Source organism: Raineyella sp. W15-4, from assembly GCF_033170155.1.
GTDB lineage: Bacteria > Actinomycetota > Actinomycetes > Propionibacteriales > Propionibacteriaceae > Raineyella.
In genome coordinates this window covers 11782-38635 of record NZ_CP137079.1, presented here as the reverse complement: position 1 = coordinate 38635, position 26854 = coordinate 11782, and the positions used below count along the sequence as shown (strand labels likewise).

General features: G+C 70.7%; 24 protein-coding genes. 12 read left to right on the top strand and 12 right to left on the bottom strand.

Annotated elements, in window-relative coordinates:
• Positions 1–54: 54 nt before the first annotated feature.
• Entirely contained in the window at positions 55–1392 is a 1338-nt protein-coding gene (locus R0145_RS00180; RefSeq protein WP_317838416.1) for an MATE family efflux transporter, read from the top strand.
• Positions 1393–1489: 97 nt separating this feature from the next.
• On the opposite strand, the gene R0145_RS00175 is transcribed toward R0145_RS00180, so the two are convergent.
• The 6 genes from R0145_RS00175 to rpsF form a co-directional block, all read right to left on the bottom strand.
• Entirely contained in the window at positions 1490–1918 is a 429-nt protein-coding gene (locus R0145_RS00175; RefSeq protein ID WP_317838415.1) for a type II toxin-antitoxin system VapC family toxin, read from the bottom strand.
• Positions 1911–2219, bottom strand: a complete 309-nt coding sequence (locus R0145_RS00170; RefSeq protein WP_317838414.1) for a hypothetical protein — start codon at positions 2217–2219, stop codon at positions 1911–1913. Before R0145_RS00170 ends, R0145_RS00175 begins: the two co-directional genes overlap by 8 nt.
• Positions 2220–2437: 218 nt before the next feature.
• Entirely contained in the window at positions 2438–2884 is a 447-nt protein-coding gene (rplI, locus tag R0145_RS00165; RefSeq protein WP_317838413.1) for a 50S ribosomal protein L9, read from the bottom strand.
• 20 nt (positions 2885–2904) lie between these two features.
• Complete coding sequence (rpsR, locus tag R0145_RS00160; protein WP_317838412.1) at positions 2905–3138, bottom strand: 30S ribosomal protein S18; 234 nt, start codon at positions 3136–3138, stop codon at positions 2905–2907.
• A gap of 103 nt (positions 3139–3241) precedes the next feature.
• Positions 3242–3829, bottom strand: a complete 588-nt coding sequence (locus tag R0145_RS00155; protein ID WP_317838411.1) for a single-stranded DNA-binding protein — start codon at positions 3827–3829, stop codon at positions 3242–3244.
• 156 nt (positions 3830–3985) lie between these two features.
• Positions 3986–4279 carry a 30S ribosomal protein S6 gene (rpsF, locus tag R0145_RS00150; RefSeq protein WP_317838410.1) on the bottom strand — a complete coding sequence of 98 codons (294 nt, stop codon included), beginning with the start codon at positions 4277–4279 and terminating at the stop codon, positions 3986–3988.
• Between the two features lie 225 nt (positions 4280–4504).
• On the opposite strand from rpsF, the gene R0145_RS00145 reads away from it, so the two are divergent.
• Together R0145_RS00145 and R0145_RS00140 are read left to right on the top strand one after the other, a co-directional pair.
• Positions 4505–4912: a DUF805 domain-containing protein gene (locus R0145_RS00145; protein WP_317838409.1), complete on the top strand. Its 408-nt coding sequence runs from the start codon at positions 4505–4507 to the stop codon at positions 4910–4912.
• A gap of 208 nt (positions 4913–5120) precedes the next feature.
• Entirely contained in the window at positions 5121–5525 is a 405-nt protein-coding gene (locus R0145_RS00140; protein ID WP_317838408.1) for a DUF805 domain-containing protein, read from the top strand.
• A 114-nt stretch (positions 5526–5639) separates the two neighbouring features.
• Here R0145_RS00140 and R0145_RS00135 read toward each other — a convergent pair whose 3' ends face one another.
• Together R0145_RS00135 and mgrA are read right to left on the bottom strand one after the other, a co-directional pair.
• The gene (locus tag R0145_RS00135; RefSeq protein WP_317838407.1) at positions 5640–7523 is read right to left on the bottom strand and encodes a long-chain fatty acid--CoA ligase; all 1884 of its coding nucleotides are present in this window, start codon (positions 7521–7523) and stop codon (positions 5640–5642) included.
• Between the two features lie 5 nt (positions 7524–7528).
• A complete protein-coding gene (mgrA, locus tag R0145_RS00130) occupies positions 7529–8587 on the bottom strand; it encodes an L-glyceraldehyde 3-phosphate reductase (protein WP_317838406.1) in 1059 nt (352 codons plus the stop codon).
• Positions 8588–8660: 73 nt separating this feature from the next.
• Here mgrA and R0145_RS00125 point away from each other — a divergent pair, with 73 nt between their 5' ends.
• From R0145_RS00125 to R0145_RS00095, 7 genes are all read left to right on the top strand, one after another.
• Positions 8661–9464, top strand: coding sequence for a deoxyribonuclease IV (locus tag R0145_RS00125; RefSeq protein ID WP_317838405.1), 804 nt, complete (start codon positions 8661–8663; stop codon positions 9462–9464).
• Positions 9465–9483: 19 nt separating this feature from the next.
• Entirely contained in the window at positions 9484–10269 is a 786-nt protein-coding gene (locus R0145_RS00120) for an SDR family oxidoreductase (protein WP_317838404.1), read from the top strand.
• A 57-nt stretch (positions 10270–10326) separates the two neighbouring features.
• Entirely contained in the window at positions 10327–11205 is an 879-nt protein-coding gene (locus R0145_RS00115) for a lysophospholipid acyltransferase family protein (protein ID WP_411742065.1), read from the top strand.
• Positions 11202–12941, top strand: a complete 1740-nt coding sequence (locus tag R0145_RS00110) for an FAD-binding oxidoreductase (protein WP_317838403.1) — start codon at positions 11202–11204, stop codon at positions 12939–12941. The genes R0145_RS00115 and R0145_RS00110 overlap by 4 nt, the downstream gene beginning before the upstream one ends.
• A 262-nt stretch (positions 12942–13203) precedes the next feature.
• Positions 13204–15294: a bifunctional UDP-sugar hydrolase/5'-nucleotidase gene (locus tag R0145_RS00105; RefSeq protein WP_317838402.1), complete on the top strand. Its 2091-nt coding sequence runs from the start codon at positions 13204–13206 to the stop codon at positions 15292–15294.
• Between the two features lie 227 nt (positions 15295–15521).
• Positions 15522–16739, top strand: coding sequence for a lipid II:glycine glycyltransferase FemX (locus R0145_RS00100; RefSeq protein WP_317838401.1), 1218 nt, complete (start codon positions 15522–15524; stop codon positions 16737–16739).
• 444 nt (positions 16740–17183) lie between these two features.
• Positions 17184–18251, top strand: a complete 1068-nt coding sequence (locus R0145_RS00095; protein ID WP_317838400.1) for an alanine racemase — start codon at positions 17184–17186, stop codon at positions 18249–18251.
• 36 nt (positions 18252–18287) lie between these two features.
• Here R0145_RS00095 and R0145_RS00090 read toward each other — a convergent pair whose 3' ends face one another.
• The 4 genes from R0145_RS00090 to R0145_RS00075 all read right to left on the bottom strand — a co-directional run bounded on the left by R0145_RS00090 (position 18288) and on the right by R0145_RS00075 (position 25016).
• Positions 18288–19130: a tyrosine-protein phosphatase gene (locus R0145_RS00090; protein WP_317838399.1), complete on the bottom strand. Its 843-nt coding sequence runs from the start codon at positions 19128–19130 to the stop codon at positions 18288–18290.
• Between the two features lie 90 nt (positions 19131–19220).
• Entirely contained in the window at positions 19221–19559 is a 339-nt protein-coding gene (locus tag R0145_RS00085) for a hypothetical protein (RefSeq protein ID WP_317838398.1), read from the bottom strand.
• Positions 19560–19689: 130 nt separating this feature from the next.
• Positions 19690–22095 carry a YhgE/Pip domain-containing protein gene (locus R0145_RS00080; RefSeq protein ID WP_317838397.1) on the bottom strand — a complete coding sequence of 802 codons (2406 nt, stop codon included), beginning with the start codon at positions 22093–22095 and terminating at the stop codon, positions 19690–19692.
• Entirely contained in the window at positions 22092–25016 is a 2925-nt protein-coding gene (locus R0145_RS00075; RefSeq protein ID WP_317838396.1) for an MMPL family transporter, read from the bottom strand. The genes R0145_RS00080 and R0145_RS00075 overlap by 4 nt, the downstream gene beginning before the upstream one ends.
• A gap of 127 nt (positions 25017–25143) precedes the next feature.
• Here R0145_RS00075 and R0145_RS00070 point away from each other — a divergent pair, with 127 nt between their 5' ends.
• Both R0145_RS00070 and R0145_RS00065 read left to right on the top strand, forming a co-directional pair.
• Positions 25144–25809 (top strand): TetR/AcrR family transcriptional regulator, encoded by a 666-nt coding sequence (locus R0145_RS00070; protein WP_317838395.1) that lies wholly within the window; start codon positions 25144–25146, stop codon positions 25807–25809.
• Between the two features lie 100 nt (positions 25810–25909).
• Positions 25910–26848 (top strand): SMP-30/gluconolactonase/LRE family protein, encoded by a 939-nt coding sequence (locus tag R0145_RS00065; RefSeq protein ID WP_317838394.1) that lies wholly within the window; start codon positions 25910–25912, stop codon positions 26846–26848.
• The last annotated feature ends 6 nt before the right edge of the window (positions 26849–26854 follow it).

Below are 26854 nucleotides of genomic sequence, written 5' to 3'. Positions count from 1 at the left end.
GGCTAGCGTACGGACCTGCTCGGTCCCCGACCAGGTGGACCCTATGCTGACGTGGTGAACGCGGCAGCCCGGAACACACGGCCGAGTAGGAACGTCCGCACCCTCAACCGCGAGATCCTTGCCCTGGCCGTGCCGGCGTTCGCCACCCTGGTCGCCGAACCGCTGCTGATCCTGGTCGACACCACGATCGTCGGGCACCTCGGCACTGCCCAGCTGGCCGGCCTTACCCTCGCCTCGAACGTGGTGGGCGTCCTCGTCGGGCTGTCGATCTTCCTGGCGTACGGCACCACGGCCACCGTCGCGCGTCGGCTGGGCGCCGGGGACCGGCGCGGCGCCCTGTCCGGGGGGATGGACGGCATGGTGCTGGGCCTGCTGATCGGGCTGGCCCTCTTCCTCGGCCTGGTGGTCGGCGCGCCCAGCATCCTCGGTCTCTACGGCTCCAGCCCGGAGGCCACCGGCTACGCCGCCACGTACCTGCGCATCGTGGCGCTGGGGCTGCCCGCCCAGCTGGTCAGCCTGGCCTCGACCGGGGTACTGCGCGGGCTGCAGGACACCCGGACACCGCTCTACGTCGCGGTGGGCGTGAACCTGGCCAACATCGCCCTCAACCTCACCCTGGTCTACGGCGTCGGGATGGGGATCGCCGGCGCCGCCCTCGGCACGGCACTGTCCCAGTGGGCGGGGGCGACGGTGCTCGGCGCCACCGTGCTGCGCGGCGCGGCACGTCACGGGGTCAGGTTCCGGCCGGCATTCGGTGGCGTGCTGGCTGCCGCCCGCTCCGGCGGCTGGCTGGTGCTGCGGGCCGCCACCCTGCAGGCCGCCATCACGGTCACCACGTTCACCGCCTCGGGGATGGGGGAGGTCGCGCTGGCCGGTCACCAGGTCGCCTACAGCCTGTGGCAGACGATGGCGTACGCCCTGGACGCGTTCGCCATCGCCGCCCAGGCGCTGATCGGACTGCGACTCGGCGCCGGCGACGTCGCCGGCACTCGGCGGATCACCCGGCGGGTGCTCGTCTGGGGAGTCGGCTTCGGCATCGTCGTCGGGCTGCTGCTGGTGCTGGCCCGGCCGGTGCTGGGCGGCCTGTTCACCCCCGACCCCCGGGTGCACGCCGTCCTGATGGTGACCCTGGTGGTCCTCGCCTGCATCGTCCCCGTCGGCGGGGTGACATTCGTGCTCGACGGCGTACTGATCGGCGCCGGCGACGCCCGCTACCTCTCGCTGGCCGGGCTGCTGGTCACGGTGATCTACACCCCACTCGCGCTGGTGGTGCGGGCGATGGACGCCGGGCTGGCCTGGCTGTGGGCCGCGTACGGCGTGTGGATCGCCGCCCGCGCGGTGACGCTGTGGCTCCGGGCCCGCGGGACCGCCTGGATGGTCGTCGGACGGTAGTCGGGTTCGGCGAGGCGGGGCAGCGCCGAGCCTCACACGGAAACTTGCTGCTCGGATCACTGGAGGCCGGGTGACCTGTCTCCGGCGAAGTGAGAAATCAGACCGACAGGACCTGCACCCGGCCACCGACGGCCGCGGCCAACCGCCGGTCCCGGGTCACCAGCGGCAGGTCCAGGCCCTCGGCCAGAACGACGTAGGCGGCGTCGTAGGCGGTCAGGTTCTCCGCCAGATCGAGGGCATGCAGGGACTGGGCCCGATCAGGTGACCAGAGAGTGATCCCGAGATCGTCGAACGCCGCGACCATCGCACAGGCACGGTCACTGCTGACCCGCCCGCCGAGCATGAGCCCCCGGGCGGCCGAAACGACCTCCGTCGCCAGCAGCACCGGGGCATGCCAGACCGCATCCACGGGTAGGCGCGACAGCAGCTCCGGAGCCTCCGTCGAGCCGAGCAGGTCGACCACGACCGAGCAGTCGAGCACGATACCCACCGGGCCATCGCCAGGCATGACGCCCGGATCAGCCACGTCGGTCGGCCACCTTCGTCCTGGTCGCCGGATCTGTCTCCACGGGGATCGGCGGATGGACGACATCGGTCGCGGATCCGCGGTCCCGCGCCTCCCGGACCAGGTCCGTCGATGAGCCGGTGAACCCGTCGGGCCGAGCAGCCAATCGAGCGACGACCTCCTCACGGGACGGCTGGGCGGCGTCCCGCGCCAACAGTCGGGCCAGGTAGGTGTTGAGCGACTCGCCACGCAGGGCAGCCTTCGCCTTGAGCCGATTACGGATCTCGGGCTCGACATCACGGATCTGGATCAGCACTCCCATGACACCAGTATGCATTGGTATCCATACATCATGCATGGGAGAGCGCTCACCGCCGACCGAGCATCATCTGTGGCATGAGTACGCCGTACGGTGGCCCGAGCACCGAACTTTCCGGGCACACGAAAGAGCCGGGCACACCGAAGGGGCCGACCCCGTAGGATCGGCCCCTTCGTACGGTCGACACATCACCTGCGTCGAACCACTCAGCTGCGCGGCGCTCAGGAGGCGACGACGACCACCGGGAAGTAGGCGGTGACGGCCTCGTGGATCTTCAGGCCCACGTTGTGCTCACCGACGGTCTTGATCGGCTTCTCGATCTTCACCCCACGCTTGTCGATGGTCGGGCCACCGGCGGCCTTGACGGCCTTGGCGATGTCCGCCGAGGTGACGGCACCGAAGAGCTTGCCCTCCTCGGAGGCGCGGACGACGACCTGGACCTTGAGGGCCTCGATCTGGGTGCGCAGCTCGTCGGCGTGGGCGCGGTCACGCACCTGACGGGCGTCCCGGTTGCGCTTGATGCCGGCGATCTGCGACTCGGCGCCGCGGGTCCACTTGATCCCGAGTCCCTGCGGGATCAGGTAGTTGCGGGCGTAGCCGTCCTTCACCTCGACGACGTCCCCGGCGATGCCGAGATTGGCCACGGCGTTGGTCAGGATGAGCTTCATGATGGTTCTCCTTCTCCTGATCAGCGCGTGCTGGAGGTGTACGGCAGCAGGGCCACCTCGCGAGCGTTCTTGATGGCGATGGCGACCTTGCGCTGGTCCTGGACCGACAGGCCGGTCACCCGGCGGGCCCGGATCTTGCCGCGCTCGGAGATGAACTTGCGCAGCAGCGCGGTGTCCTTGTAGTCCACCTTGCCGATCCGGGTCTTCTTGATCGGCGCAGCCTTCTTCTTGCTGATGGGCTTGCGTACGGCCATTGTGGTGCTCTCCTTTCAGAGCCCGGCGTGAGCCGGAATGTGCCTTGGGATGTGTGCTGTGTCCTCGACCGGAGGACTGTGTCCTCGACCGGAGGACGGGGGATCAGAACGGGGGCTCGTCGCTCTGCGGCTGGCCCCACGGGTCGGCCAGCTGCTCGCGGTTGTCCCCGCCGCCGTACGATCCCTGGCCGGACTGGCCACCGCGCTGGTTGCCGTAGCCACCCTGGTTGCTGCGACCGCCGGCGGACTGGCCACCGCCCTGGGAGCCGTAGCCACCCTGGCCACCACCGAAGCCGCTGCCCTGACCACCTTGACCGCCCTGACCACCCGAGGAGCGGGTGACGGCGGCGGTGGCGTAGCGCAGCGACGGGCCGACCTCGTCGACCTCGAGCTCGAAGACGGTACGGCGCTCGCCCTGCTGGGTCTCGTAACTGCGCTGCCGCAGCCGGCCCTGCACCAGCACCCGCATGCCCTTGCGCAGCGACTCGGCGACATTCTCGGCCGCCTGACGCCACACGGCGCAGTTGAGGAACAGTGCGTCGCCGTCCTTCCACTCGCCGGACTGCCGGTCGAACGTCCGCGGCGTCGAGGCCACGGTGAAGTTCGCGACGGCCGCCCCGGAGGGGAGGAAGCGCAGCTCGGGGTCGGCGGTGAGGTTACCGACGACGGTGATGACGGTTTCGCCAGCCATGAGGGATCTCCAGTCGAGATTGTGGGTGTCCGGTGACCCGACGCAGACGTCCTGCGTCAGACGGATCTGACACGTCGGACCGATGCTCCCACCTTGCCACGGGCCACTGACAATCGGTGGTCCCAGCGGTCGGGTCGGGCCGGGTCGGGAGGACGATCAGGCGTGCAGGTCGGGGCGGAGCACCTTGGTCCGGATGATCTGCTCGTTGATGGTCATCAGTCGGTCCATCTCCTGGATGGAGGCCGGCTCGGCGGTCAGGTTGATGACCGCGTAGAACGCCTCGGACTTCTTGTTGATGTCGTAGGCGAGCTTCCGCTTGCCCCAGAGGTCGATGTTGTCGACGGTGCCGCCTTCGTTGGTGATCGTCTCCAGGTGCTTGTCCAGCATCGGGGCGACCTGGCGGTCATCGGTGTCCGGATCGATGAGGACCATGATCTCGTACTTGCGCATACGCGTGTCCCACCTCCTGTGGTCTCTGCGGCCATGGGTCTGTCCCATGGCAGGAGGGCGTGTGCCGGTCCCTGCTCATGGGGAGTGGGGACCAAGGGGTGATTCTAGCGGCCGGCCGGGGACGACACCAATCCCCCCGTGGAACCCGGACTTGACCCCCTGCTGCCCTACCTTCCTCCCGAGGCCGGCCACCCCCCGCCGGCCCGGACCTCAGGAGCACATCACATGGCCTTCCTCGATTCGATCAAGTCCACCTTCTTCAAGTACGCCGAATTCAACGGCCGCGCCAGCCGTACCGAGTACTGGTACTTCGTCCTCGCCGTCGTGATCGTCGACATCATCACCGCCGGGATCGACAACCTGATCGGTTTCAACGGCTCCGGCCCGATCTCGTGGATCGTGTCCCTCGCCCTGCTGCTGCCGGGTCTCGGCGTCGCGGTTCGCCGTCTGCACGACATCGACAAGTCCGGCTGGTGGCTGCTGCTCGGCCTGATCCCGCTGGTCGGCGCCCTCATCCTGATCTTCGCCTACCTGATCAAGCCGTCCCAGCAGGGTGACAACCGCTTCGGCCCGCAGCCTGTCGTCCCGGCCGCCGGTGGCAACGACCAGTCCGTCGCCACCCCGGAGGCCTGATCTTCCCGACATCGCAACACACGACGGCCCGGTGCGCTCAGCCCGGGCCGTCGTGCCGTTCGTGGGTCCGCGCCGGCCGCGGCGAAATTCCCCTCCCGGCCAGGCCAGGCCAGATCCACCGACCGAGACCCTGCCGCTCGACCTCCCCGCGCCGTACCGTGGTGAATGAGACCGGGCTCACACCGGTCCCTCACCGACAGGAGCAACCATGGGCTTCTCCGAAGCGATTCAGATCTGTTTCCGCAAGTACGTCGACTTCACCGGCCGGGCCACCCGGTCCGAGTTCTGGTACTGGGTGCTGTTCGTCGTGCTGATCGGCATCGTCGCCGGCATCCTCGACAACATCCTCTTCCGCAACAGCACCGCCACCCCGATCACCGGGTTGGTCAACCTGGCCGTCCTGCTGCCCGGTCTGGCCGTGGTCTTCCGCCGGCTCCACGACGTGAACCGGTCGGGCTGGTGGATCCTGCTCAACCTGATCCCGTTCATCGGCACCCTGATCCTGATCTTCTTGTTCTACATCCAGGACTCCCAGCCCGGCGACAACCAGTACGGCCCGAACCCGAAGGGCGCCGGGGCAGCTCCGGCGGCCCCGGCCGGTTCTCCCCAGTAGTCCCCGGCCAGTAGTCCCCGGAACGCCTCGCACCGGTGTCGGCGACGGACGCCCTCGATACCGGTGCGACGGCACAGTGGCCGGCGACCCTCGGCAACAGTCCGGGAACCGGTGTCAATGGTCCCCGTTCCGCCGGTGCAGCGCTTGGTCGGCGACCTCCCGAGCATGGTCCGCGGCCTCCCGGGCGTGCTCGGCGGCCTCCTTGGCCGCCTGCCGGGCGGCGGCGATCCGCTCGTACATCTCGTCGACCACCGCCGCGAAACGCTTCTCCACCGCCCGCCGGCGCACCTTCAGGGTCGGGGTGAGCAGCCCGTTCTCCATGGTGAACTCGTCGAAGATCACCCGCAGGTCGCGGATCTTCTCCTGGTGCGGCAACCGGGCGGATACCTTCTCCACCCGCCGACGCAGCTCGGCGAGCACGTCGGGGTGCGCCACCAGGTCCTCCAGCGACTCGTACGCGACGGCGTGCGCCTCCGCCCACGCCTCCAGCTCGCCGACGTCGGGAGAGATCAGCACCGTCACGCACGGCCGGTCATCCCCGACCAGCACGGCGTGGGCGATGAACGGGTCGGCGCCCAGTTCCTCCTCGATCGGTCCGGGGGCGATGTTCTTGCCCTGCCGGGTCACGATCAGGTCCTTCAGCCGGTCGGTGATGACCAGATAGCCGTCCACGTCGAAGTGGCCGATGTCACCGGTCCGCAGCCAGCCGTCGTCGAAGGCCTCGGCGGTGGCCGCCGGGTCGTTCCAGTAGCCGGCCATCACGTTCGGCCCCCGGTACTGGATCTCGCCGTCACCCGCCGCCAGGTCACCGTGCGCGACGCCGGGCACTGGCACGATCCGCACCTGCGAGCCGGGCATCGGCCGGCCGACCGACCCGAAGCGCACCTGCCCGGGCGCGTTGTACGACATCAGCGGGGCCGCCTCGGTCATCCCGTAGCCGGTGGTGATCAACATCCCGCAGGCCCAGAAGAACTCCTCGACCTCCTGACGCAGCGGCGCGCCGCCGGCGACCATCAGCTTCTTCTGCCCGCCGAGGGCGTGGCGCACCTTGGCCAGCACCAGCCGGTCGGCCAGGGCGAGCCGGCCGCGCAGCAGCGGGTCGGCCCGCAGTCCGTCGCGTCCGGCCCGCTGGGCGGCCAGGCCGGTGGCGACGGACCAGTCGAGGATCCGGCGCTTCAGCGGCGAGGACGCCTGGTCACGTACGGTGCTCAGCACCCGCTCGTAGACCATCGGCACCATCACCATCAGCGAGGTGCGGGCCCGGGGCATCATCACCGGCAGGGTCCGGGTGTCGGTGACATAGGTGTTGGATGCCCCGGCGGCCAGCACGCAGAACGTCCAGGCCCGCTCCAGCGCGTGCGCCAGCGGCAGGAAACACAAGCTGCTGTCCTCGGGGACGAGCCGGAAGGTGCCCTGGACCACGGCGATCTCGGCCAGGAACGCCCCGTGGGTGAGCATCACCCCCTTGGGGGTGCCGGTGGTGCCGGAGGTGTAGATGATCGTCGCCAGGTCCTCGGGCCGGACCGCCGCCCGGCGCCGGTGGACCTCGGCGTACGCCTCCGGGACGGGTGCCTCGGCCAGGTCCTCGTCGTCCATCACCACCACCCGGTCGAGATCGGGCAGGCCGTCGCGGACCTCGGCGATCCGGTCGGTCTCCAGGAAAGATCCGCAGAACACCCAGCGGGCGCCGGACCCGGCGAGGATCGCCCGGGCCTGCCCGGCGGTGGAGGTCTGGTAGATCGGCACCACGACCGCCCCGACCGACTGGACGGCGAGGTCGACGATCGTCCACATCGGGGAGTTCGGGGCGAAGATCGCCACCCGGTCCCCGACCGCGATCCCGTCGGCCACCAGCCGAGAGGCGGTGGCCTCCACCGCGGCGGCCAGTTCGGTGTGGGTCATCGTCACCCAGGCGTCGTCCACCCAGGCCCGGGTGGCGGTCCGGGTCGGATACGCGGCGACGGCGGCGAGCAGCAGGTCGGGGATCGAGTGTGGCACCGGGATCACTCCGCGGTCTGTTCGGCCCAGAGGTTGATCCCGGAGTCGACGGCGTACGCGTCGATCGCGGTCAGCTCCTCCGCGGTGAAGTCGAGGTGGGCCAGTGCGCCGAGGTTGTCCTCGAGCTGGCCGACGCTGGAGGCGCCGATCAGGGTGGAGGACATCCGCGGATCGCGGAGCACCCAGGCCAGCGCCATCTGGGCCAGGCTCTGGCCGCGGTCGCGGGCGATCTCGTTCAGGCCGCGGACCCGGTCGAGGGTCCGCTCGTTGAGCCAGTGGGTGTCGAACGAGGAGTGCAGTGCGGCCCGGGAGTCCGCTGGGATGCCGTGCAGGTAGCGGTCGGTCAGCAGCCCCTGGCCGAGCGCGGTGAAGGCGATGCAGCCCATCCCCTGGCGCTCCAGTTCGTCCAACAGGCCGCCCTCGATCCACCGGTTGAACAGGTTGTACGACGGCTGGTGGATCAGCAGCGGGGTGCCGAGGTCGGCGGCGATCCGGGCGGCCTCCGCGGTCTTCTCCGGGGAGTAGGAGGAGATCCCGACGTAGAGTGCCCGGCCGGAGCGGACCGCTTGGTCGAGGGCCATCATGGTCTCCTCGATCGGGGTCTCCGGGTCGTACCGGTGGCTGTAGAAGATGTCCACGTAGTCCAGCCCCAGCCGCTCCAGCGACTGATCGAGCGAGGCCAGCACGTACTTGCGGGAGCCGCCACCCTGACCGTACGGGCCGGGCCACATGTCCCAGCCGGCCTTGGTGGAGATGACCAGTTCGTCGCGGTAGGGCCTGAGGTCGGTGCGCAGGAACTGGCCGAAGTTGATCTCCGCGGCACCGTACGGCGGGCCGTAGTTGTTGGCCAGGTCGAAGTGGGTGATGCCGGCGTCGAACGCCCGGTGCAGGATCTCCCGCTGGTGACCGAGCAGGTGCAGATCACCGAAGTTGTGCCACAGACCGAGGGACAGCACGGGCAGCTTCAGCCCCCACTTCCCGACCCGCCGGTAGACCATGGCGCCCGGCCGATCGGGGTCATAGCGGTCCTCGGCGGCGACGTACGGGGTTCCGGAGAGCATCATGGCGCCCATTGTGCTCGTCCCGTCCCACGGCGTCCGCTGAACTCCCGGCCTCGGGCCGGGCTAGGGTCGCACCATGGCTGAACTCCCCGTGTCGGTCGGCGCCCATGTCGACGCCGCCACGTCCCTGGACGAGGCGCGAGCCGTCGGGATCCACGCGGTCCAGATCTTCATCGGCGACCCCCAGGGCTGGAAAAAGCCGGTGCTGGATTTCGAGGGCGGGCCCCTCGCGTTCCGTGAGGCGCTCGGCGAGACCGGCATCACCGCGTACGTCCACGCGCCGTACGTCATCAACGTCGCCTCCACCAACAACCGGATCCGGATCCCGTCGCGCAAGCTGCTCAACCAGACCCTGCACGCCGCCGCGGAGATCGGTGCCGCCGGAGTGATCGTCCACGGCGGCCACGTCACCGCCGACGACGAGCCGGGACAGGGCTTCGAGAACTGGTACAAGGCCGTCGAGGGGGCCGAGATCGCGGTGCCGCTGCTGATCGAGAACACCGCCGGCGGCTCCCACGCGATGGCCCGCCAGCTGGACTCCCTGGCCGAGCTGTGGACGGCGATCGCAGCCGCGGACGGCGCCGAGCAGGTCGGGTTCTGCCTCGACACCTGCCACGCCTTCGCCGCCGGGCTGGACCTGACCACCGTGGTCGAGGACGTCCGCGCCATCACCGGCCGGATCGACTTGGTGCACCTCAACGACTCCCGCGGCGAGGCCGGCTCCGGTGCGGACCGGCACGCCAACCTCGGCGAGGGCCTGATCGACGCCGGCGAACTGGTCGCGCTGGTCCGCGACGCCGGCGTCCCGGCGATCCTGGAGACACCCGGCGGCATCGACGAGCGCCGGGCGGACATCGCGTGGCTGCGTGACCACCTCTGACCCCGATAGGCTGCCGACCATGGGAACTGCGCTGATCACCGGGGGGACCTCGGGCATCGGGGCCGCGTACGCGCGGGTGCTCGCCGAGCGGGGTGACGACCTGGTGCTGGTCGCGAGGGACCACGTCCGGCTGGAGGAGGAGGCGGCCCGGCTGCGCGCCACGTACGGGGTGCGGGTGGAGGTGCTGCAGGCGGACCTGGCGGATCGGACCCAGGTGAACAGCGTCGTCGCCCGGCTGGAGTCCTCCGTCGACCCGATCACCACCTTCATCAACAACGCCGGCTTCGGGCTGCACGCCGACCTGCTCACCTCCGACACCGAGAGCGACGAGCGGGCGTTCGACGTGATGATCCGGGCGGTCTACCTGCTCGGCGGGGCAGCCGCCCGGTCCATGCTCCGGCGCGGCGGCGGGGGGATCGTCAACACCTCCTCGTCCGCCGCGTTCATCACCACCGGCAACTACTCCGCGGTCAAGGCCTGGGTGCTGATCTACACCGAGGCGCTGGCCACCCAGCTGCACGGCAGCCGGGTCCACGTCACCGCGTTCTGCCCGGGCTGGGTGCACACCGAGTTCCACCAGCGGGCGGAGATCGACTCCTCCAAGCTGCCGTCCATCGTCTGGATCGACGCCGACGCAGCGGTCCGCGAGGCCCTGGACGCGGTCCGGAAGGGCCGGGTGATCTGCGTGCCGACGCCGCAGTGGAAGGTCGCCGTCGGGCTGGCCCGGATCGCCCCGCGGGGCGCCATCCGGTGGCTCTCGGGCAAGCTGGTCAGCTCCCGGGCCAAGGGCTCCGATGTCCGCTGAGGTGCCCGCCACCGGCCGGTGGTCGGCGACCACGGATGCGGGTCTTAAGGTGATGCAGTGAGCACCGGACATCGCCGCTATACCTCGGCCAGCTGGGCGATGGCCCGTTTCCTCGCGCAGCGGGGCTTCATGAAACCGCTGTTCTGGAGCCTGCTGAACGTCCATGTGCACGGCAAGCGCAACCTGGCCGGGATGTCCGGCCCCTACATCGCGGTGGCCAACCATTCCAGTCACCTGGACGGCCCGCTGGTGATGAGCGCGCTGCCGCCCCGGCTGACCCGCTACCTCGCCACCGGCGCCGCCGCCGACTACTTCTTCACCAGCCCCACCAAGGCCTTCGCCCCGGTGGTGTTCATGAACGCCTTCCCGGTCGAACGCGGCGGCAGCCGGTCCAAGCACCGGGGCCTGTCCGGCAACCTGCTCACCGAGGGCGTACCGATCCTGCTCTTCCCCGAGGGCACCCGCTCCCGGAGCGGGGCGATGGCCGCCTTCAAGCCCGGCCCGGCCGCCCTGTGCATCTCCCGCAACGTGCCGGCGATCCCGATCGCCTTGGTCGGCGCCCACCTGGCGATGCCGACCGACTCGGCACTACCCAAATCGGGACGACCCGACGTGCACATCGTGCTCGGCCGGCCGATGTGGGCCGAGAAGGGCGAGACGGCGCGCAAGTTCGCCGACCGGATGCACGACCAGGTGCTCCGGATGCACGACTCGATGGCGCTCGCCACCGGGTTCCCCACCATGGCGGACTATGCCGCCGAGGCCGAACGGCTGAAGCAGCAGAAAGCGGTCGAGACCGAACAGCAGAAGGCGGTCGGACAGGCCGCCGAGGACGAGCGGACCGTCGAGCACGAGCGGACCGCAGGGCATGACAGCAAGCACGCAGGGGCGGACCGCCCGGCCACGCGTGACCGTGAGCGGAAGGACAACCAATGACCGGCGTCAAGCACCAGAAGTGGTGGGGATGGGGTGTCGAGGGGATCGGCTTCAGCCCCGAGGGGAAGCCGAACTTCGCGCCCTTCGTGAGGAAGCAGATCGGTCTGGACATCTCCGAACCGGGCACCCCGCCGAAGTTCGAGGACCTCGACGTGCCGGCGCCGGTGATCGCGGCGGACCTGCACGACCGGCTGCTCGGCATCGTCGGTGAGCGGTTCCTCCTCGAGGACGACCTCGACCGGATCGTGCACACCTTCGGCAAGGGCGTCCGCGACCTGATCCGGATCCGCCGCGGCGACCTGCGCCGGGTCGTCGACGTGGTCGTCTACCCGGCCGACGAGGCGCAGGTGCAGCGGGTCGTCGACACCTGTGTCGAAGCCGATGCCGTGCTGATCCCGTTCGGTGGCGGTTCCAACATCGTCGGCGCCCTGGAGCCGGAGCCGACCGAGCGGCGTACGGTCGTGTCGGTCGACCTCGGCCGGATGACGAAGGTCCTGGAGATCGACGACGAGTCCGGGCTGGCCCGGATCCAGGCCGGCGCGCTCGGCCCGCAGATCGAGGAGCAGCTCGGCCGGCGCGGCTGGACGATGGGCCACTTCCCCGACTCCTTCACCCACTCCACCCTCGGCGGCTGGATCGCCACCCGTTCGACCGGCATGCAGTCCGACAAGTACGGCGACATCGCCGACATCGTCAAGGGCCTGCGTGCGGTCCGTCAGGGCGAGGTGCTGGCGCTGCGGCCGCTGCCGTCGACGTCTTCGGGCCCGAGCGTGCGGGAGATGATCCTCGGCTCGGAGGGTCGGCTGGGCATCATCACCGAGGCCTGGGTGAACGTCCACCGGGTGCCGGAGGTGCGTGAGATCGTCGGCTACTTCTTCCCGGACTTCAGCTCCGGGCTGCGGGCGATGAAGGCGATCGACGACTCCGACGCGCACGTCACGGTGTCCCGGGTCTCCGACGCGCCGGAGACGCAGTTCTCCTTCGCCACCCAGAAAGCGCAGCGGGGGGTGCAGAAGATCGTCATGAACGGCCTGTTCGGCTACCTGAAGCGCCGCGGCTGGGACACCGACCAGATCTGCCTGTCGTACGTCGGGTTCGAGGGCGGGCGCCGCTACGTGAAGCAGAACCAGGCCATCGTCAAGGAGATCGTCAAGGCGCACGGCGGCATCGTCGTCGGCACCGGGGTGGGCGCGGTCTACGACTCGAAGAAGTTCCAGGTGCCCTACATCCGCGACTTCCTGCTGGACCGGGGTGCGACGGCCGACGTGTCGGAGACCACCACCCCGTGGTCGAACCTGCAGAACCTCTACGACACCACCATCGAGGCGGTCACCCAGGCGTTCCAGAAGGCTCAGACGCAGGGCTTCGTGATGTGCCACTTCGCGCACTCCTACCACAGCGGCGCCTGCCTGTACTTCACCTTCGCCATCCCCGACTCCGACCCGGACAGCACGTACCGGAACTACGACCTGGTGAAGCGCGCCATCCAGCAGAACTTCATGGACACCGGGGCGACGGTCTCCCACCACCACGGGGTGGGCAGCGAGCACTCCCCCTGGCTGGCCGAGGACATCTCCCCCGCCGGCACGCACCTGCAGCGGGTGCTGCTGGACGGTGCCGACCCGGGTCACCACTTCAACCCCGGCAAGATCCTCCACGACGGCAAGCCGGGGGTGGCCGTGCACTCGTACGACGCCCCGCTGCCCGGCGGAGTGCCCGGCACGCCGGTCGACTGATCCGGCTGGCGGGTCCATCGATCTCGGTCCGACGGCGGTACTCCTCCCCGGAGTGCCGCCGTCGGTGCCTCCCTTGTCCAGCCGTGGTGTACCTCTGCGAATGTGCCTGATATCGCCCCGGCACCGGTATCCATCCGTGACCGCCGGGCTCCCCTGCGGTTCCTCGCTGTTCCCCGGTCGTTCACCCCGATCTGAGAGGAACGACAGGGTGTGCGGAACCGGTCCGGTGCCGCACGTGAAAGCAGGACACAGGGGAGGACACATGCACACGCCGGTATGGAAGCGCGCTGCTGCGGGGATCACCGCACTGGGCCTGGGGATGGGTGGCTTTCTCGCCCTTCCGGCCACAGCCGCCGAGCAGGACCTGACGGTCCTGACGTTCACCGACTTCCACGGTCGGATCACCAATCTCGATTTCTTCGCCACCCTCGACCAGGAGCGGGCGGCCTCGGGCGCGGACAAGACCGCCGTGCTGTCGGTCGGCGACAACGTGGGCGCGTCGCTGTTCGAGTCGTCGATCCTGAAGGACCAGCCGACCATCGACATGCTCAACGCGATCGGCGTCGACGCGTCGGTCGTCGGCAACCACGAGCTCGACCAGGGCTGGAGCGACCTGCGTGACCGGATCATCCCGGCCGCGAAGTTCCCTTACCTCTCGGCCAACATCAGCGGCGTCAGCCCGCAGGTGAAGCCGTACACCATCATCGAGAAGAACGGCGTCAGGATCGGCTACATCGGCGCCACCACCGCCGACCTGCCCTCGCTGGTGAGCCCGGCCGGCATCGCCGGCCTGACTGTCAGCGATCCGGTCGCGGCGGTCAACAAGGTCGCCGACCAGCTGACCGACGGTGATCCTTCCAACGGCGAGGCCGACGTCCTGATCGCCGGTTACCACGAGGGATACGGCGACGCGATCACCAGTGGGACCTCGCCGAAGGTCAGCGTCATCCTCAACGGCCACACCCATGAGACGTACGCCAACACCGCCAACGGGCGCGCCGTGCTCGAAGCGGGTTCGTACGGTGCGCAACTCGGTGAGATCAAGCTGAGCTACGACGCGGTGAGCCACAAGACCACCGTCGCCTCGGCCAAGAACGTCGCCCCGACCACGGACCTGTCCAAGACCTACACTTCCACGGCGTTCGACGCGGTCAAGTCCATCTCCGCCAAGGCGGTGGAGCAGTCCGCGGTCGAGGGCGCCGCCCAGGTCGCCACCGCCGCCGGACCGTTCTCCCGCGGCGGTATGGGCCTGGCCACCCCCGCGGAGGATCGCGGTGACGAGTCGACCATGTCCAACCTGGTCGCCAACATGTTCCGCGACGAGCTGACCGATGCCACGGGCAAGAAAGTGATCGGCATCCAGAATCCGGGCGGCACCCGCGCCGACCTCACTGCCGGCACCGTCACCTTCAAGCAGGCCGCCACCATCCTGCCGTTCGCGAACACGCTGATGACGACGGACCTGACCGGTGCCCAGTTCAAGACCATGCTGGAGCAGCAGTGGCAGCGCGATGCCGCCGGGCTCGTCCCGGCCCGCCCGTTCCTCGCTCTGTCCCTGTCGGACAATGTGCACTGGACCTTCGACGAGTCCCGTCCGGAGGGCGACCGGGTGACCTCGGTGACCATCGACGGCAAGCCGCTCGATCCCACGGCGACCTACACCGTCGGCTCCGGCAGCTTCCTGATCGCCGGCGGCGACAACTTCCGCGTCATTGCCGAGGGGAAGAACTCCAAGGACAGCGGCTGGACCGACCTGGACGCCTGGACAGCGTGGCTCAAGAAGAAGACGACGATCACTCCGGACTACGCCAAGCTGGGCGTCGAACTGTCCGGGCTGGACACCACCAAGATCACGAAGGGCACCTCGGTGACCTTCACCGTCGGCGGGTCCATCGTCACTGCCCCGGTCGCCAACGGCACTCTTGACCTCACCTCGGTCGGCTTCGTCAAGAACTCCACCGTCACCGCCAGCATCGGTGACGTGCAGGTCGGCAAGGCCGACGTCAAGGACGGCCGCGCCGACCTGTCCATCACGGTGCCCTGCACCGTCGAGGGCACCGCGGACGTGCTGACCCTCAAGGCGGCCGACTCCGGCACCACGGTCACCGTGCCGGTCACGCTGACCACCGGGTCGTGCGACCAGAACCAGGGCGGCACCGACAACGGTCAGGGCAACAACGATCAGGGCGGCCAGAACGGCCAGGATGGTCAGAACGGCAACGGCGACAACGGGACCCCGAGCGGCAACGCCGCGGCCGACCTCGCCCGCACCGGTGGCCCGGTGGCGCTCGCCGCGGTCGGCGCGCTGGCGCTGATCGGCGCCGGCACCCTGCTGGTCCGTCGGTTCCGCTGATCAGCACCCGGCCGTGTCGTCGGTTCCGCTGATCACAGCGACCCACTGGCCACACGCGCGGTGATCACCCGAGCACTGATCACCCGAGCGACTCGCTGTCCTTTCGACCCGGTGGCGGCATCCCTGCGGGGGTGCCGCCACCGCGGTCTTCCAGGGCCGCATCCCGAGCTCCCCGGCGGCCCCGCCCGCAGCACGAGGCACCCACGGCGGACCGGTAGAGTCGGGGCGTGGCGATCACCGTACGCAGCATCCCGGCCTCCCAGCATCTGGAGTACATCTCCACTCTCCGCTCGGCGAGCTTCCTGCAGACCCCGGCGTGGGCAAAGGTGAAGAGCGAGTGGCAGCACGAGTCGCTCGGCTGGTTCGAAACCGGGGCGGACGAAACGGCCGCGCACGGGGCGGACGAAACCGGGGCGGACGAAACCGGGGCGGACGCAGCGGACGGTGCGGCGTCGGACAGCCACAAGGCGGAGCGACTGGTCGGCGTCGCGCTGGTGCTCTACCGCCAGATCCCGCGGCTCCGGCGCTATCTGGCGTACGTCCCGGAGGGGCCGCTGCTCGACTGGGAGAACATCACCGACCTCGGCGCCTATCTCAAGCCGTTCGTGGCCCACGTGAAGCACCAAGGGGCCTTCGGCGTCCGGATCGGGCCGCCGGTGGTGGTCCGCCGCTGGGACACCCGCACGATCAAGGATGCGTTGGCCGATGACGCGGTGACCTCGCTGCGTACGGTCGAGCCGGACGAGACGAACATCCCCGCCGCCCGCGTCCACAACGCGCTGCGTACGCTCGGCTGGCAGCCGCCGAAGGCCGGCGAGGGGTTCTCCGCGGGCCAGCCGGAGTTCAACTTCCAGCTGCCGCTCACCGGACGTACGCCGGACGAGGTCCTCAAGGGCATGAACCAGCTGTGGCGCCGCAACATCAAGAAGGCCGACAAGCTCGGCGTCGAGGTGCGCCGCGGCACCATCGCCGACCTCCCGGCCTTCCACACGCTGTACGTCGAGACGGCCCAGCGCGACGGGTTCACCCCGCGGCCGGCCAGCTATTTCCGGACCATGATGGAGGCGATGGAGGCCGAGGACCCGGACCGCATCCATCTCTACCTGGCCGAGCACGAGGGCGATCTCATCGCCGCCACCACCTGGGTGCGGGTCGGCGGGCACACCTGGTATTCGTACGGCGCCTCCTCGACGACGAAGCGCGAGGTCCGCGGCTCCAACGCGATCCAGTGGCGGATGATCCAGGACTCGATCGCCGCGGGGGCCGACGTCTACGACCTGCGCGGCATCACCGACTCAGTGGACAAGAACGACCCGCACGTCGGGCTGATCGAGTTCAAGGTCGGCACCGGCGGCGAGGCTGTCGAGTACCTCGGCGAATGGGACCTGCCGCTGAACCGGGTGCTCTACACCGCCTTCGAGCTCTACATGAAGCGGCGCGGCTGAGGTCTGGATCGCACCCACCCGCGGCGTCGCCAGGACTTCGGCCCAGCTGCTGACAGAGTCGCGACGGGAAGGCGACACGGGTCCCGACGCCTAGGGCGGTCGCGGACGCTGCGTGACGCCCCGGCTGAACCCGCTCGACGCAGCGTCAGGTCTGTTGTCCAGCGAGAGATGCACCCCCGGGGTGACACATTCCGGCAGGCCATCCTCTCGGTCCCGAAGATGTCCTCCCTCGTCAGGACGCATATGGTCCGGATTTCCCCACTCAGCCACGAATCGCAGACCACCAGGAGTGTCACCCCCCGGGTGGAAACTCAGCTCGAGAACAGACCGGAGATTTCCGAGGGGTCGCTCGCGCGGAGCGGGTCCAGCGGACGAAGCGGGTCCAGCGGACGAAGCGGACGTGGACGGTGAGCCCGGCGCACCCCCGGCCGTTAGGCTGACCCCGTGAGTGGACTGACCCTGACCATCGACACCGACGCCTGGCGTGCCCACCAGCGGGCCGTCGTCGAGCAGACGCCCGGCATCATTCCTGTCGCCAAGGGCAACGGGTACGGGTTCGGCCTGGCCCGGCTGGCCGAGGAGGCCGCGGCGCTGGACGTCCCCACCCTCGCTGTGGGGGTACCGGGGGAGGTCGCCGCGGTCCGGGACCACTTCGACGGCGACATCGTCATCCTGCAGCCGTGGCGTCCGTTCGACGCCCGCGCGGTCGAGCTGGCCCGCGACCCGCGCGTCATCTCGACGGTCTCCCGGCTCGACGACCTGGAGGTGCTGGGCAACCTCGGTGGTGGCGTACGACCCCGGGTGGTCCTCGAGGTGCTCACCTCGATGCGCCGGCACGGCCTGTCCACCGCCGATCTGGCGGGCGCCGAGGCCGCCTCCGGGCTGGTCGAGATCGAGGGCTGGACGATCCACCTGCCGCTGCACTCCGCGGCGACCGAGGCCGAGGCCCGTACTCTCGCGGACCGGGCCGTGGATGCGTTCCGGGCCCCGGTGTGGCTGTCCCACGTTCCGGCGGCCACCGCGCAGGCCATCTCCGGGGAACTCAGCGCGCAGGGCGAACCGCTCCGGGCCCGGCTGCGGATCGGCACCGAGCTGTGGCTCGGCCAACGATCCGCGTACGCCACCTCCGCCACGGTCCTCGACCTCCACGAGGTGTCCCGCGGCGAACGGGTCGGCTATCACCAGCACCGGGCCCCCGGCGACGGCTGGGTGGTCGTCGTGGCCGGCGGCACCGCGAACGGCGTCGGCATGGAGGCACCGACCTCCGGGACGACGATGCGCTCGAAGGCCATTTCGGTGGCGACCGGGGCGATGGAGGCTGCCGGCCGCGCCCTGTCGCCGTACACGCTGGCCGGAAAGAAGCGGATGTTCCTGGAGCCCCCGCATATGCAGTCGTCGATGGTGTTCCTGCCGCACGGGTCGACCCCGCCGCAAGTGGGCGATCAGGTGCCGGTGGAGGTCCGGATGACCACCGCCCTGTTCGACGACGTGGTCACCGGACGTACGGGGTAGTCCCCCCCGCGCTCTCAGGGTAGTCCCCGCGCCCGCTCAGGCCAGCAGTTTGCGACGCATCTGCGCGGTGTCGGCCGGGGTCCAGCCGATCCGGTCGAGCATCGGTTCGACGCCCCCGAACTGCTCCTCCGCATAGTCGAGGAAGGCCCGCATGGACTCGGGGCGAGTGTTGTGCGAGTCGACCGGCCGGCCGACCATGTCGGCGTACGTGTCCCGGGCGATCAGCCGGGCGACGATCAGCTCCATCCGCTCGGTGCTGGCGGCATAGTCCTCGATCACCGCCTCGGCGTCGGCGCCGGCGATCATCAGCGCCAGCGCCACCGTCGTCCCGGTGCGGTCCTTGCCCGCGGCACAGTGCACCAGGGCGGCGCCGTCGGCGTACGCCACGTCGCGCAGCGCCCCGAGCACGGATTCCGGACGATCGGCGAGGAAGGACAGGTACGACGAGGCGAACGCGTCGGCGATCCGGACCGAGTGGGGCCGTTCCTCGGCCCAGGGCAGGGCGTCGCCCGGCAGCTCGGCCGCCCGTCGCTCGCCCGGGACGGTGAGCCCTTGGGTTGCCGTGAGCCCCGGGGTTGCCGTCAGCACCGTGCCGTCAGCAGAGCGCTCGATCAGGAAGGAGTGCCGGTGGATGGCGAAGCCGGCCTCGTCCTCCAGCGGTCCGGGCCCCTCGGAGTGCACCTCGAACGCGGACCGCAGGTCGATCACATCGGTGACCCCCAGCTCCCGCAGCTGCTGGATGTCGGCCGGGGTGAGGGCCTGGAGGTTGTCCGAGCGGATCAGCCGGCGGGGCCGGATGTAGCCCCCGTCGACCGTCGGGATGCCGCCCACGTCACGGGCATTGACCAGCGAATCGAAATCCAACCATCGCACACTCACGCTGGCAGTCTGGCACGCCGCCCCTAACACCAGGTGAACCCGGCGCGACGGTCCGGCGGCGCCGAGGATCATCGGCGCGAGGCCCCGTCGTCAGCGGGTGCCCAGTCCCCCGGCCACGAAACCGCCGATCACCAGGACCACCGTGGCGACACCCCAGCCGAGGACCGTACGCCCCGGCGCCCCGCGACCACCGTGCGGGGCGTCACGGGCGATCGGGAGCGCGCGCCAGCCGGTCCCGGCGGCTGCCAGGAACAGCACCACGGAGACGGCAAACTCCCAGCGGCCCAGAGCCACCGCGAGCATCGTCTCGACCGCCGTCATGAACAGCAGCGAGAGCAGCAACGACCAGCGCGAGGACAGCTGGTGCGGCGCGCGTTCACTCGGCGGCGGCCGCCGGGGCGCCAGGGGTTCGCGGGGATGGTCCGTCACGGCGCCATGCTACGGCCCGTTGCCTTTCAACTGGCCCCAGCGATGGGGTTACGGTCGCCGGGAGAGCATCCTCAGACCCCGGCGCCCCAGATGCCCCACTGCCGCAAGACACCACTGCCGCAAGACACCACTACTGGTACGACCGGACGAACTGGGTCACCCCCACCCGCCGCCGCCGTGCCACGGCGAGCGCCCCGGCGAACCCGCCGAGCAACCCCCAGGCCAGGATCCCCACCAGCGGCGTACCGACCGACCCGCCGGTGGCCGCGGCCCGGACCGCGTCCAGCACCGGGCTCAGCGCCAGCAGCGGCCGTACGGTGTCGAAGAAGGCGGGCAGCGCAGAGGTGAGTCCGGCGGCGATGGTGAGGACGCCCATCAGCAGCCCCACCGCCCGGCCGATGTTGCCGCCCCAGGCCGCCAGCGCGTGCTGGACCAGGGCGAACATCACCCCGCCCAGGACGAGCACCCCGAGCACCGCCGCGGCTCGCGCCGCGGACAGCCCCATCACCGCCTGGACCGCCAGTGCCACCCCGACCGCCTGGACCACGGCGATCGCGACACCGGGTCCGACGGTCCGGGCGAACAGCCACGGGGTCGACCGGGTCGAGGTCAGCAGCCGGTCCGAGAGCGGCCGGCGGAGCACGTACGTCACCAGCGTCCCGAACCACAGGGCCACCACGGCCAGCAGCGCGCCGGCGGCCAGCACCGGCGTCGACGCCACCGCGAACCGGCCGGTGGCGACCGGCGAAGCCACGACGGAGGCGAGGTTCTTGGCCTGGGCGTCGGTGTAGGTGGGGATGGCACCGAGATTGTCGCGCACCCCGCGGGCCAGCTGGTCCGCCCCGTCGGCGAGCTTGGTGGCGCCGTCGGCGAGCTGCCCGAGCCCGTCCGCCAGCTGCCGGCCACCGTCGGCCGACTGGGCGATCCCGGAGGCCAGCTGCCCCATGCCGGCGGCGAGCTGTGCCGTGCCGGAGGCCAGCTGGGCGGCTCCGGAGGCCAGTTGGCCGGCTCCGGAGGCGGAGGCGGACGCCCCGTCGGCGAGTTGTGCGCTGCCGGTGGCCAGCTGGTTCGCCCCGTCGACCAGGGCCGGCCCGTTGGCCTTGAGCTGGGCGAGCCCGGACGACAACTGCGCGGCCCCGTCGTTGAGCTGGTGCACCCCGGACTGCAACTGGGAGACCTGGCCGGGCAGGTCGCTCAGCGCGGCCGTGATCGCGTCGATCGTGCCCTGGTCGAGCCCGGGCAGGGTGCCGCCGTTGGCCCGGACCAGCTCCTGGAAACTGGTTGCCCCGTCATCGGCCGCCTTCGCGGCGGTGACCACGCTGTAGCCGGTCTTCTGGTCCTTGGTGGTGAGCAGCGCGAGGGCCCGGTCGGCGCCCTGCTTGACGCCCGCCTTCCACCCGTCGCATACCTGCTGTCCCTGCGCGCTGATGTCGGCAGGGCAGCTGACCTCGCCCTTCGACATCGCCGTGAGGCTGGTCACGGTCGTATCGAGACCCTTGACCACCGCGCCGGTGCCGGCGCTGAGCCGGTCGGCGGTGCCCTGCATGTCCTTCAGTGCGGCGGTGATCTGGTCCAGCACCGGCCGCAACTGGTCGATCGTCTTCTGGATCTGGGCCAGCTGCTCGGGGCTGGGCAGGGCCGAGTCGAGCTGGCTGCTCATCTGGTTGATGCCGGAGCTGATCTGGGCGGCACCGTCGGCGGCCGAGGAGACCCCGTCGGTGTACTGCTTGACCCCCGAGGCGTACGTGGACGCTCCGCCGGAGAGCTGCTGGGCGCCGTCGGAGAGCTGTCCCAGCCCGGACGTCAGCTGGCCGAGGCCGTCGGAGACCTGCCGTGAGCCCTGGGCCAGTTGCGCGGTCTGCGCCGGCAGCTGGGCGGTCCCGGCCTGCAGCTGGGCCAGCCCGTCGGCGAGCTGGACGGCGCCGGTGTGGGCGGACCCTGCTCCGCCGGACAGCTGCGCGGCGCCGTCGGCCAGGTCGGAGGTGCCGGAGGCGAGCTGGCGCATGCCGTCGGCCGATTTGTTGAAGCCCAGGTAGATCTGGTCCAGGTAGCCCTCGGTGAGGGTGCTGTTCAGGCTGCGGGCGGCGGCGTCGGAGAGCTGGCGGGCGATCTCGGCGTCGGCGATCCCGGTGATCGAGGAGGTGGTGACGTCGAGGGTGGCGCGGCGGGCGTCCTGGGCAGGGCCGCCGTACGAGGTGGCGGCGGCGGAGAAGTCGGCGGGAATGACGACCCGGGCGACATAGCGCCCCGAGGCGAGCCCGGCGGCCGCGTCACTGTCGTCGCTGAGCACCCAGGTGTAGTCGGTGCCTTCGGTGGGGCCTTCGACCAGCGCCGCCGAGAGCTGGCGACCCATCGGGGCGAGCTGTCCCTGGACGGTCACCGGGACGTCGTGGTTGACGATGGCTGCCTTGACGGTCGGCCGGCGGGTCTCGGCCGTGGCGGTCACCCAGCCCAGCGAGCCGACGATGAGCAGCGGCACCAGGACCAGTCCGAGCACGGTCCCCCAGCGTCGGGCCGCGGTGGCGTTGGAGGTCATCGGGGTTCTCCTCCCTGGAGGACGTGGGCGGCCGGCGCGGTGGGCAGTTGGTCGGGGGCGACGGGCGCCACGTCCTCCGGGGCCACATCCCCCGGCGGCACCTCCGGTGCGGTCGCGTCCAGTGCCGGCGCGTCCGCTCGGGTCAGGTCCGTGCCGGCCCCGTACGACGCCACGTACGGTCGGGCCACCACCCGCGGCGTGCCGAACGGCAGCAGCGGCTCCAGGCCGCGCTCGTCCAGCGCGCCGATCACCACCGTCGCCGGGCTGTGCCGCACCAGGGTGGTCAGCAGCGCGCGGGTCCGGGCATCGGCCGCCATGTCGGCGTCGTCGATGACGATCACCCGCTGGGCTTCGGTCGGCCGGTCGGCCAGCCGGGTCAGTTCTGCGGCCGGGTCGGGCGATCGCCACAGGTCGACGTACGCGACCCGTCGGCGCACCCGGCCGGCACGTTCCAACAGCCCGCCGGCCACCCGGGCGCGGCCCTCGACCACCGGCAGCCGGCCGGCCAACGCGAGCAGCAGCGCCGTACGGTCCGCGGGCTCACCGGTCACCAACAACCGCTCCCCGGGCTGCAGGCGGATGTCGACGGGGTGGTTGAGCCGGCGGTCCGCGTCGCCGGCGACCAGCCCCTCGGCGGTGAGGACGGTCGGCTCCCCGGGCCCCGGCCAGTCCCGCAGCGCGAGCTCCCGGGCCAGGTCGGATCCCTCGACGTCGAGCATCGGCATCCGGGCGTCCAGCCAGTGCGGCAGCCACCAGGCGCGGTCCCCGAGCAGATACATCACCGCCGGCACCAGGGTCATCCGGACCAGGAAGGCGTCGATCGCGACACCGACGGTCAGTGCGAAGGCGATCGGCTGCAGCGTCCCGCGGTCGGATTCGGGCACGAAGAAGGCGAAGACCGAGACCATGATCACCGCGGCCGCGACCACCACCATCGAGGAACCGACGAAGCCGGTGTGCACCGCCGCCCGGGCCGGTGTCCCGTGCACGTGGTCCTCCCGCATCCGGGAGACGAGGAACACCTCGTAGTCCATCGACAGGCCGAAGAGGATGCCCATGGTGATGATCGGCAGGAAGGAGATCAGCGGCCCGGGCACCTCGACGTTGATCAGCCGGGCGCCGAAGCCGTCGGTGAAGACCAGGGTGGTGAGACCGAAGCAGGCGAAGACCGACAGCAGGTAGCCGACCGTCGCCTTGATCGGCACCACCAGCGAGCGGAACACCATCGTCAGCAGCACCATCGACAGGCCCACCACGAAGATGCCGAACGGCAGCAGGGCCGCGCCGAGGCGCTGCGAGACATCGATCGCGATGGCGGTGTAACCGGTCACCGCGGTGTCGACACCGTAGCGGTCCTTCCACTGCGGGGCCGCGGCCCGGATCTGCTGCACCAGCGCCTCGGTGGCCGGGTCGTCGGGGGCGGTGGTCGGGAAGATCTGGACGATACCGGTGTCGGCGGTGCGGTTCGGGGTGGCGATCGGCACGACGGCGACCCCGGGCATCGCCTCGATGTCCTTCTTCAGCCCGTCCATCACGCCCACCGGGTCGGTCGACCCGACGATCTGGGCGGTGACCACGAGCGGGCCGTTGTAGCCGGCCCCGAAGTGTTCGCGGATCAGGTCGTACGCCTCGCGGGCCGGGGTCCCGGCCTTCGCCTGCCCGGCGTTGGGCAGGGCGAGCTGCAGGTTCCGCACCGGCACGGCGAGCGCGCCGAGAACGAGCACGACCGCGACGATGGTCAGCACCGGCCGGCGAGTGACGGTCCGCACCCACCAGCCCGACGGGCCCCCGCCGCGCCCCTCGGCGACCGCCTGCATCCGCCGCCGGGCCGCCTCGTGCGGGTCGTCGACGTACGTCCCGGCGGCCCGCCGGGCCTGCATCCGCCGGCTCAGCCGCCGTGGCCGCGGACGCATCCGTTCCCCGGCCAGCCCGGCCAGGGCGGGGACCAGGGTGAGGGCGATGGAGACGGTCACCGCGATCGCCATCGCGGCGGCCACCCCCATCGTGGTGAGGAACGGGATGCCGGCGACGCCCAGGCCGATCAGGGCGATGAAGACGGTGAGCCCGGCGAAGACCACCGCCGACCCGGAGGTGGCGACCGCCCGGGCGGCGGACTCCTCGGGGGCCAGCCCCTCGCCGAGCTGTTCGCGGTGCCGGGACAGGATGAACAGGGCGTAGTCGATCCCCACCGCCAGGCCCAGCATCAGGGCGAGCATCGGGGTGGTGGAGTTGGTGGTGATGAAGCCGGTGGAGGCGAGGATCAGCGCCATCGAGATGCCGACCCCGATCAGCGCGGTGAGCAGCGGCATGCCCGCCGCGATCAGCGACCCCATGGTGAGCACCAGCACCACCAGGGCGACGCCCAGGCCGAGCAGCTCGACGACGCCGATCGTCGGGATGGTGGCGTTGAACGCTTCGCCGCCCATCCGGACCGTCGAGCCGGGCAGCTGCGTCTGCAGCCGGTCGGCCGCGTCGAGCAGCTCCTGCTTCTGCGCCGGGGTGAAGTCGGTCATCTTGACGTCCAGCATGATCGAGACCAGGCCGGCTCGTCGGTCGGTGCTGATCATCCCCTGCATCAGCTCGTCGTAGGGCGACTGGGCGGTACGGACGACGTCGAGCTTGCCGAGCTCGTCGGTGGTCCGTGCGATCGCGGAGCGTACGGCCGGGTCGTCGAGAGTGTCACCGGGCCCGGCGACGACGACCATGGTGGCCGAGGTGCCGGACATCTCCGGGAAGGTCATGCCGAGTTGGTCAAGGGCCTGCTGGGACTGGGTGCCGGGCAGCGTGAACGAGTTGTCGAACTTGCCCATCAGCCCCAGTGCCGCCCCGCCGGCGAGGGCGAGGATGACCAGCCACCCCAGCAGGACGCGCCCTCCGTGGCGGAAACACCACCGACCGATGACGTACAGGACCGACGACATGTGACTCCCAAGTGCCCGGCGCGACGGCAAGGACCGGCATCCGCCGCATTCGAGACATCAGTGTATCCACCGTCCGGCCCCGGCCCGACCCGCTATCCTGCATCGCGAACCCCTGCCGAGGAGAGCCATGTCCGACATCCCCATCTCGCCCCGACGTGCCGAGACCCGGCAACGGCTGCTGGACGGGGCGGTCGGGGTGTTCGCCGACCGCGGGGTGCTGGCGGCCAGCGTGGAGGAGATCTGCGACCGGGCCGGCTTCACCCGCGGCGCCTTCTACTCGAACTACGCCTCGAAGAACGACCTGGTCCTGGCGTTGCTGGAACAGGACCGGGAACGCCAGCAGGCGATGGTGGACGGCGTGGCCGCCTCAGGCCTGGTGGACCGGCCGGTGACCTCGTCGGACGAGATCGGCGCCCTGGTCGAGAGCGCGGTCCGCCGCTTCGTCTCGAAGCGCCGCCTCGACCGGGACTGGGTGATGGCATCGGCGGAACTGCGCCTCTATGCCGCCCGCGAGCCGGAGATCCGCCAGGCGTTCCTGGCCCACCAGCGGGCCACCGAGGCCGAGCTGCTCCAGAGTGCGCTGACCATCGCCCGCCGCTCCGGCTGTGAGTTCACCGTCCCGCTCGACTCGGTGTTGCAGATCTTCGACGACATGTACGAGGGCACCCTCCTCCAGGCGCTGCTGCACCATCCCGAGCTCGGCGACGAGGAGCGGGTCCAGGCCTGCCTGGGCCCCTTCATCCACGTGATCACCAGCATCGTCCGGCCGGTCGGCGACGGGTCCCCGGTCTGAGCCTGCCCGATCCTCACGACCGGGCTCCTCGCGCCCACCGGATGCACCGTCCACCCCCGCGGGACCGACGCTGCCCTGGCGGCCGACGTAGCCTGACCCCATGACGCCCGTACGCCGCACCGCCACCCGGATCACCGAGCCGCTCTGCTACCACGCGGAGGGGCCGGTGTGGTCAGCCTCATGGGGCGGCCTGCGCTGGGTCGACCTTCTCGCCGGTGACCTGCTCACCCTCCGGGCCGACGGCGGCGTCGGCCGGCTGCACGTCGGGACCGGCCCCTGGGTCGACGCCGCGATCGGCACCTCGCGGGGCCGCGAGTGGAAGCCGATCGCCGCGTTCTGCCGGCCGCGCGCCGAGGGCGGCTACGTGGTCGGTCTGGAACGCGGCTACGGACTGGCCGACGACGTCGACGCCCCGCCGGACCGGGTCGTGGCGCTCTGGGACGACCCCAACCTGCGGATGAACGAGGGCGGCACCGACCCGTGGGGCCGGCTCTACGCCGGCGGGATGGCGTACGACCGTACGCCGAAGGCCTCGGCGCTCCACCGGATCGGCCCCGACGGCTCGGTCGAGGTCGTCGCCGCCGAGGTGACCACCTCCAACGGCATCGCCTTCACCGCCGACCTGTCGCGGGCGTACTACAACGACACCGGCCTGAAGCGCACCGACGTCTTCGACGTGGTCGACGACGAGCTGGACGGGCGCCGACCGTTCCACGACGCACCGCTCCTCACCCGCGGGGAGCGTGCCGGCTCGCCGGCCAGCCCCGACGGCCTGTGCGTGGACGCCGCAGGCAATGTCTGGATCGCGATGAACCGCTTCGGCGAGGTGCACCAGGTCTCCCCGGAGGGTGAGCTGCTCGCGGTGGTCGAGCTGCCGGCGCAGCTGGTCACCGCCTGCACCCTGGGCGGGGACGACCTGCGCACGCTCTACGTCACCACCTCGCGGGAGAACCTCACCGACCCCGAACCCGACGCCGGCGCGGTCTTCGCACTGTCGGTGGAGGTGCCCGGGGTGCCGGTCACCCCGTACGCCGGCTGAGGGCTA

Excerpts from the sequence above, each read along its gene's own strand:
- R0145_RS00170 (WP_317838414.1), bottom strand. The coding sequence starts at position 2,219 with ATGGGAGTGCTGATCCAGATCCGTGATGTCGAGCCCGAGATCCGTAAT.
- rplI (WP_317838413.1), bottom strand. The coding sequence starts at position 2,884 with ATGAAGCTCATCCTGACCAACGCCGTGGCCAATCTCGGCATCGCCGGG.
- rpsR (WP_317838412.1), bottom strand. The coding sequence starts at position 3,138 with ATGGCCGTACGCAAGCCCATCAGCAAGAAGAAGGCTGCGCCGATCAAG.
- R0145_RS00155 (WP_317838411.1), bottom strand. The coding sequence starts at position 3,829 with ATGGCTGGCGAAACCGTCATCACCGTCGTCGGTAACCTCACCGCCGAC.
- rpsF (WP_317838410.1), bottom strand. The coding sequence starts at position 4,279 with ATGCGCAAGTACGAGATCATGGTCCTCATCGATCCGGACACCGATGAC.
- R0145_RS00145 (WP_317838409.1), top strand. The coding sequence starts at position 4,505 with ATGGCCTTCCTCGATTCGATCAAGTCCACCTTCTTCAAGTACGCCGAA.
- R0145_RS00140 (WP_317838408.1), top strand. The coding sequence starts at position 5,121 with ATGGGCTTCTCCGAAGCGATTCAGATCTGTTTCCGCAAGTACGTCGAC.
- mgrA (WP_317838406.1), bottom strand. The coding sequence starts at position 8,587 with ATGATGCTCTCCGGAACCCCGTACGTCGCCGCCGAGGACCGCTATGAC.
- R0145_RS00125 (WP_317838405.1), top strand. The coding sequence starts at position 8,661 with ATGGCTGAACTCCCCGTGTCGGTCGGCGCCCATGTCGACGCCGCCACG.
- R0145_RS00120 (WP_317838404.1), top strand. The coding sequence starts at position 9,484 with ATGGGAACTGCGCTGATCACCGGGGGGACCTCGGGCATCGGGGCCGCG.
- R0145_RS00110 (WP_317838403.1), top strand. The coding sequence starts at position 11,202 with ATGACCGGCGTCAAGCACCAGAAGTGGTGGGGATGGGGTGTCGAGGGG.
- R0145_RS00105 (WP_317838402.1), top strand. The coding sequence starts at position 13,204 with ATGCACACGCCGGTATGGAAGCGCGCTGCTGCGGGGATCACCGCACTG.
- R0145_RS00080 (WP_317838397.1), bottom strand. The coding sequence starts at position 22,095 with ATGACCTCCAACGCCACCGCGGCCCGACGCTGGGGGACCGTGCTCGGA.
- R0145_RS00075 (WP_317838396.1), bottom strand. The coding sequence starts at position 25,016 with ATGTCGTCGGTCCTGTACGTCATCGGTCGGTGGTGTTTCCGCCACGGA.
- R0145_RS00070 (WP_317838395.1), top strand. The coding sequence starts at position 25,144 with ATGTCCGACATCCCCATCTCGCCCCGACGTGCCGAGACCCGGCAACGG.
- R0145_RS00065 (WP_317838394.1), top strand. The coding sequence starts at position 25,910 with ATGACGCCCGTACGCCGCACCGCCACCCGGATCACCGAGCCGCTCTGC.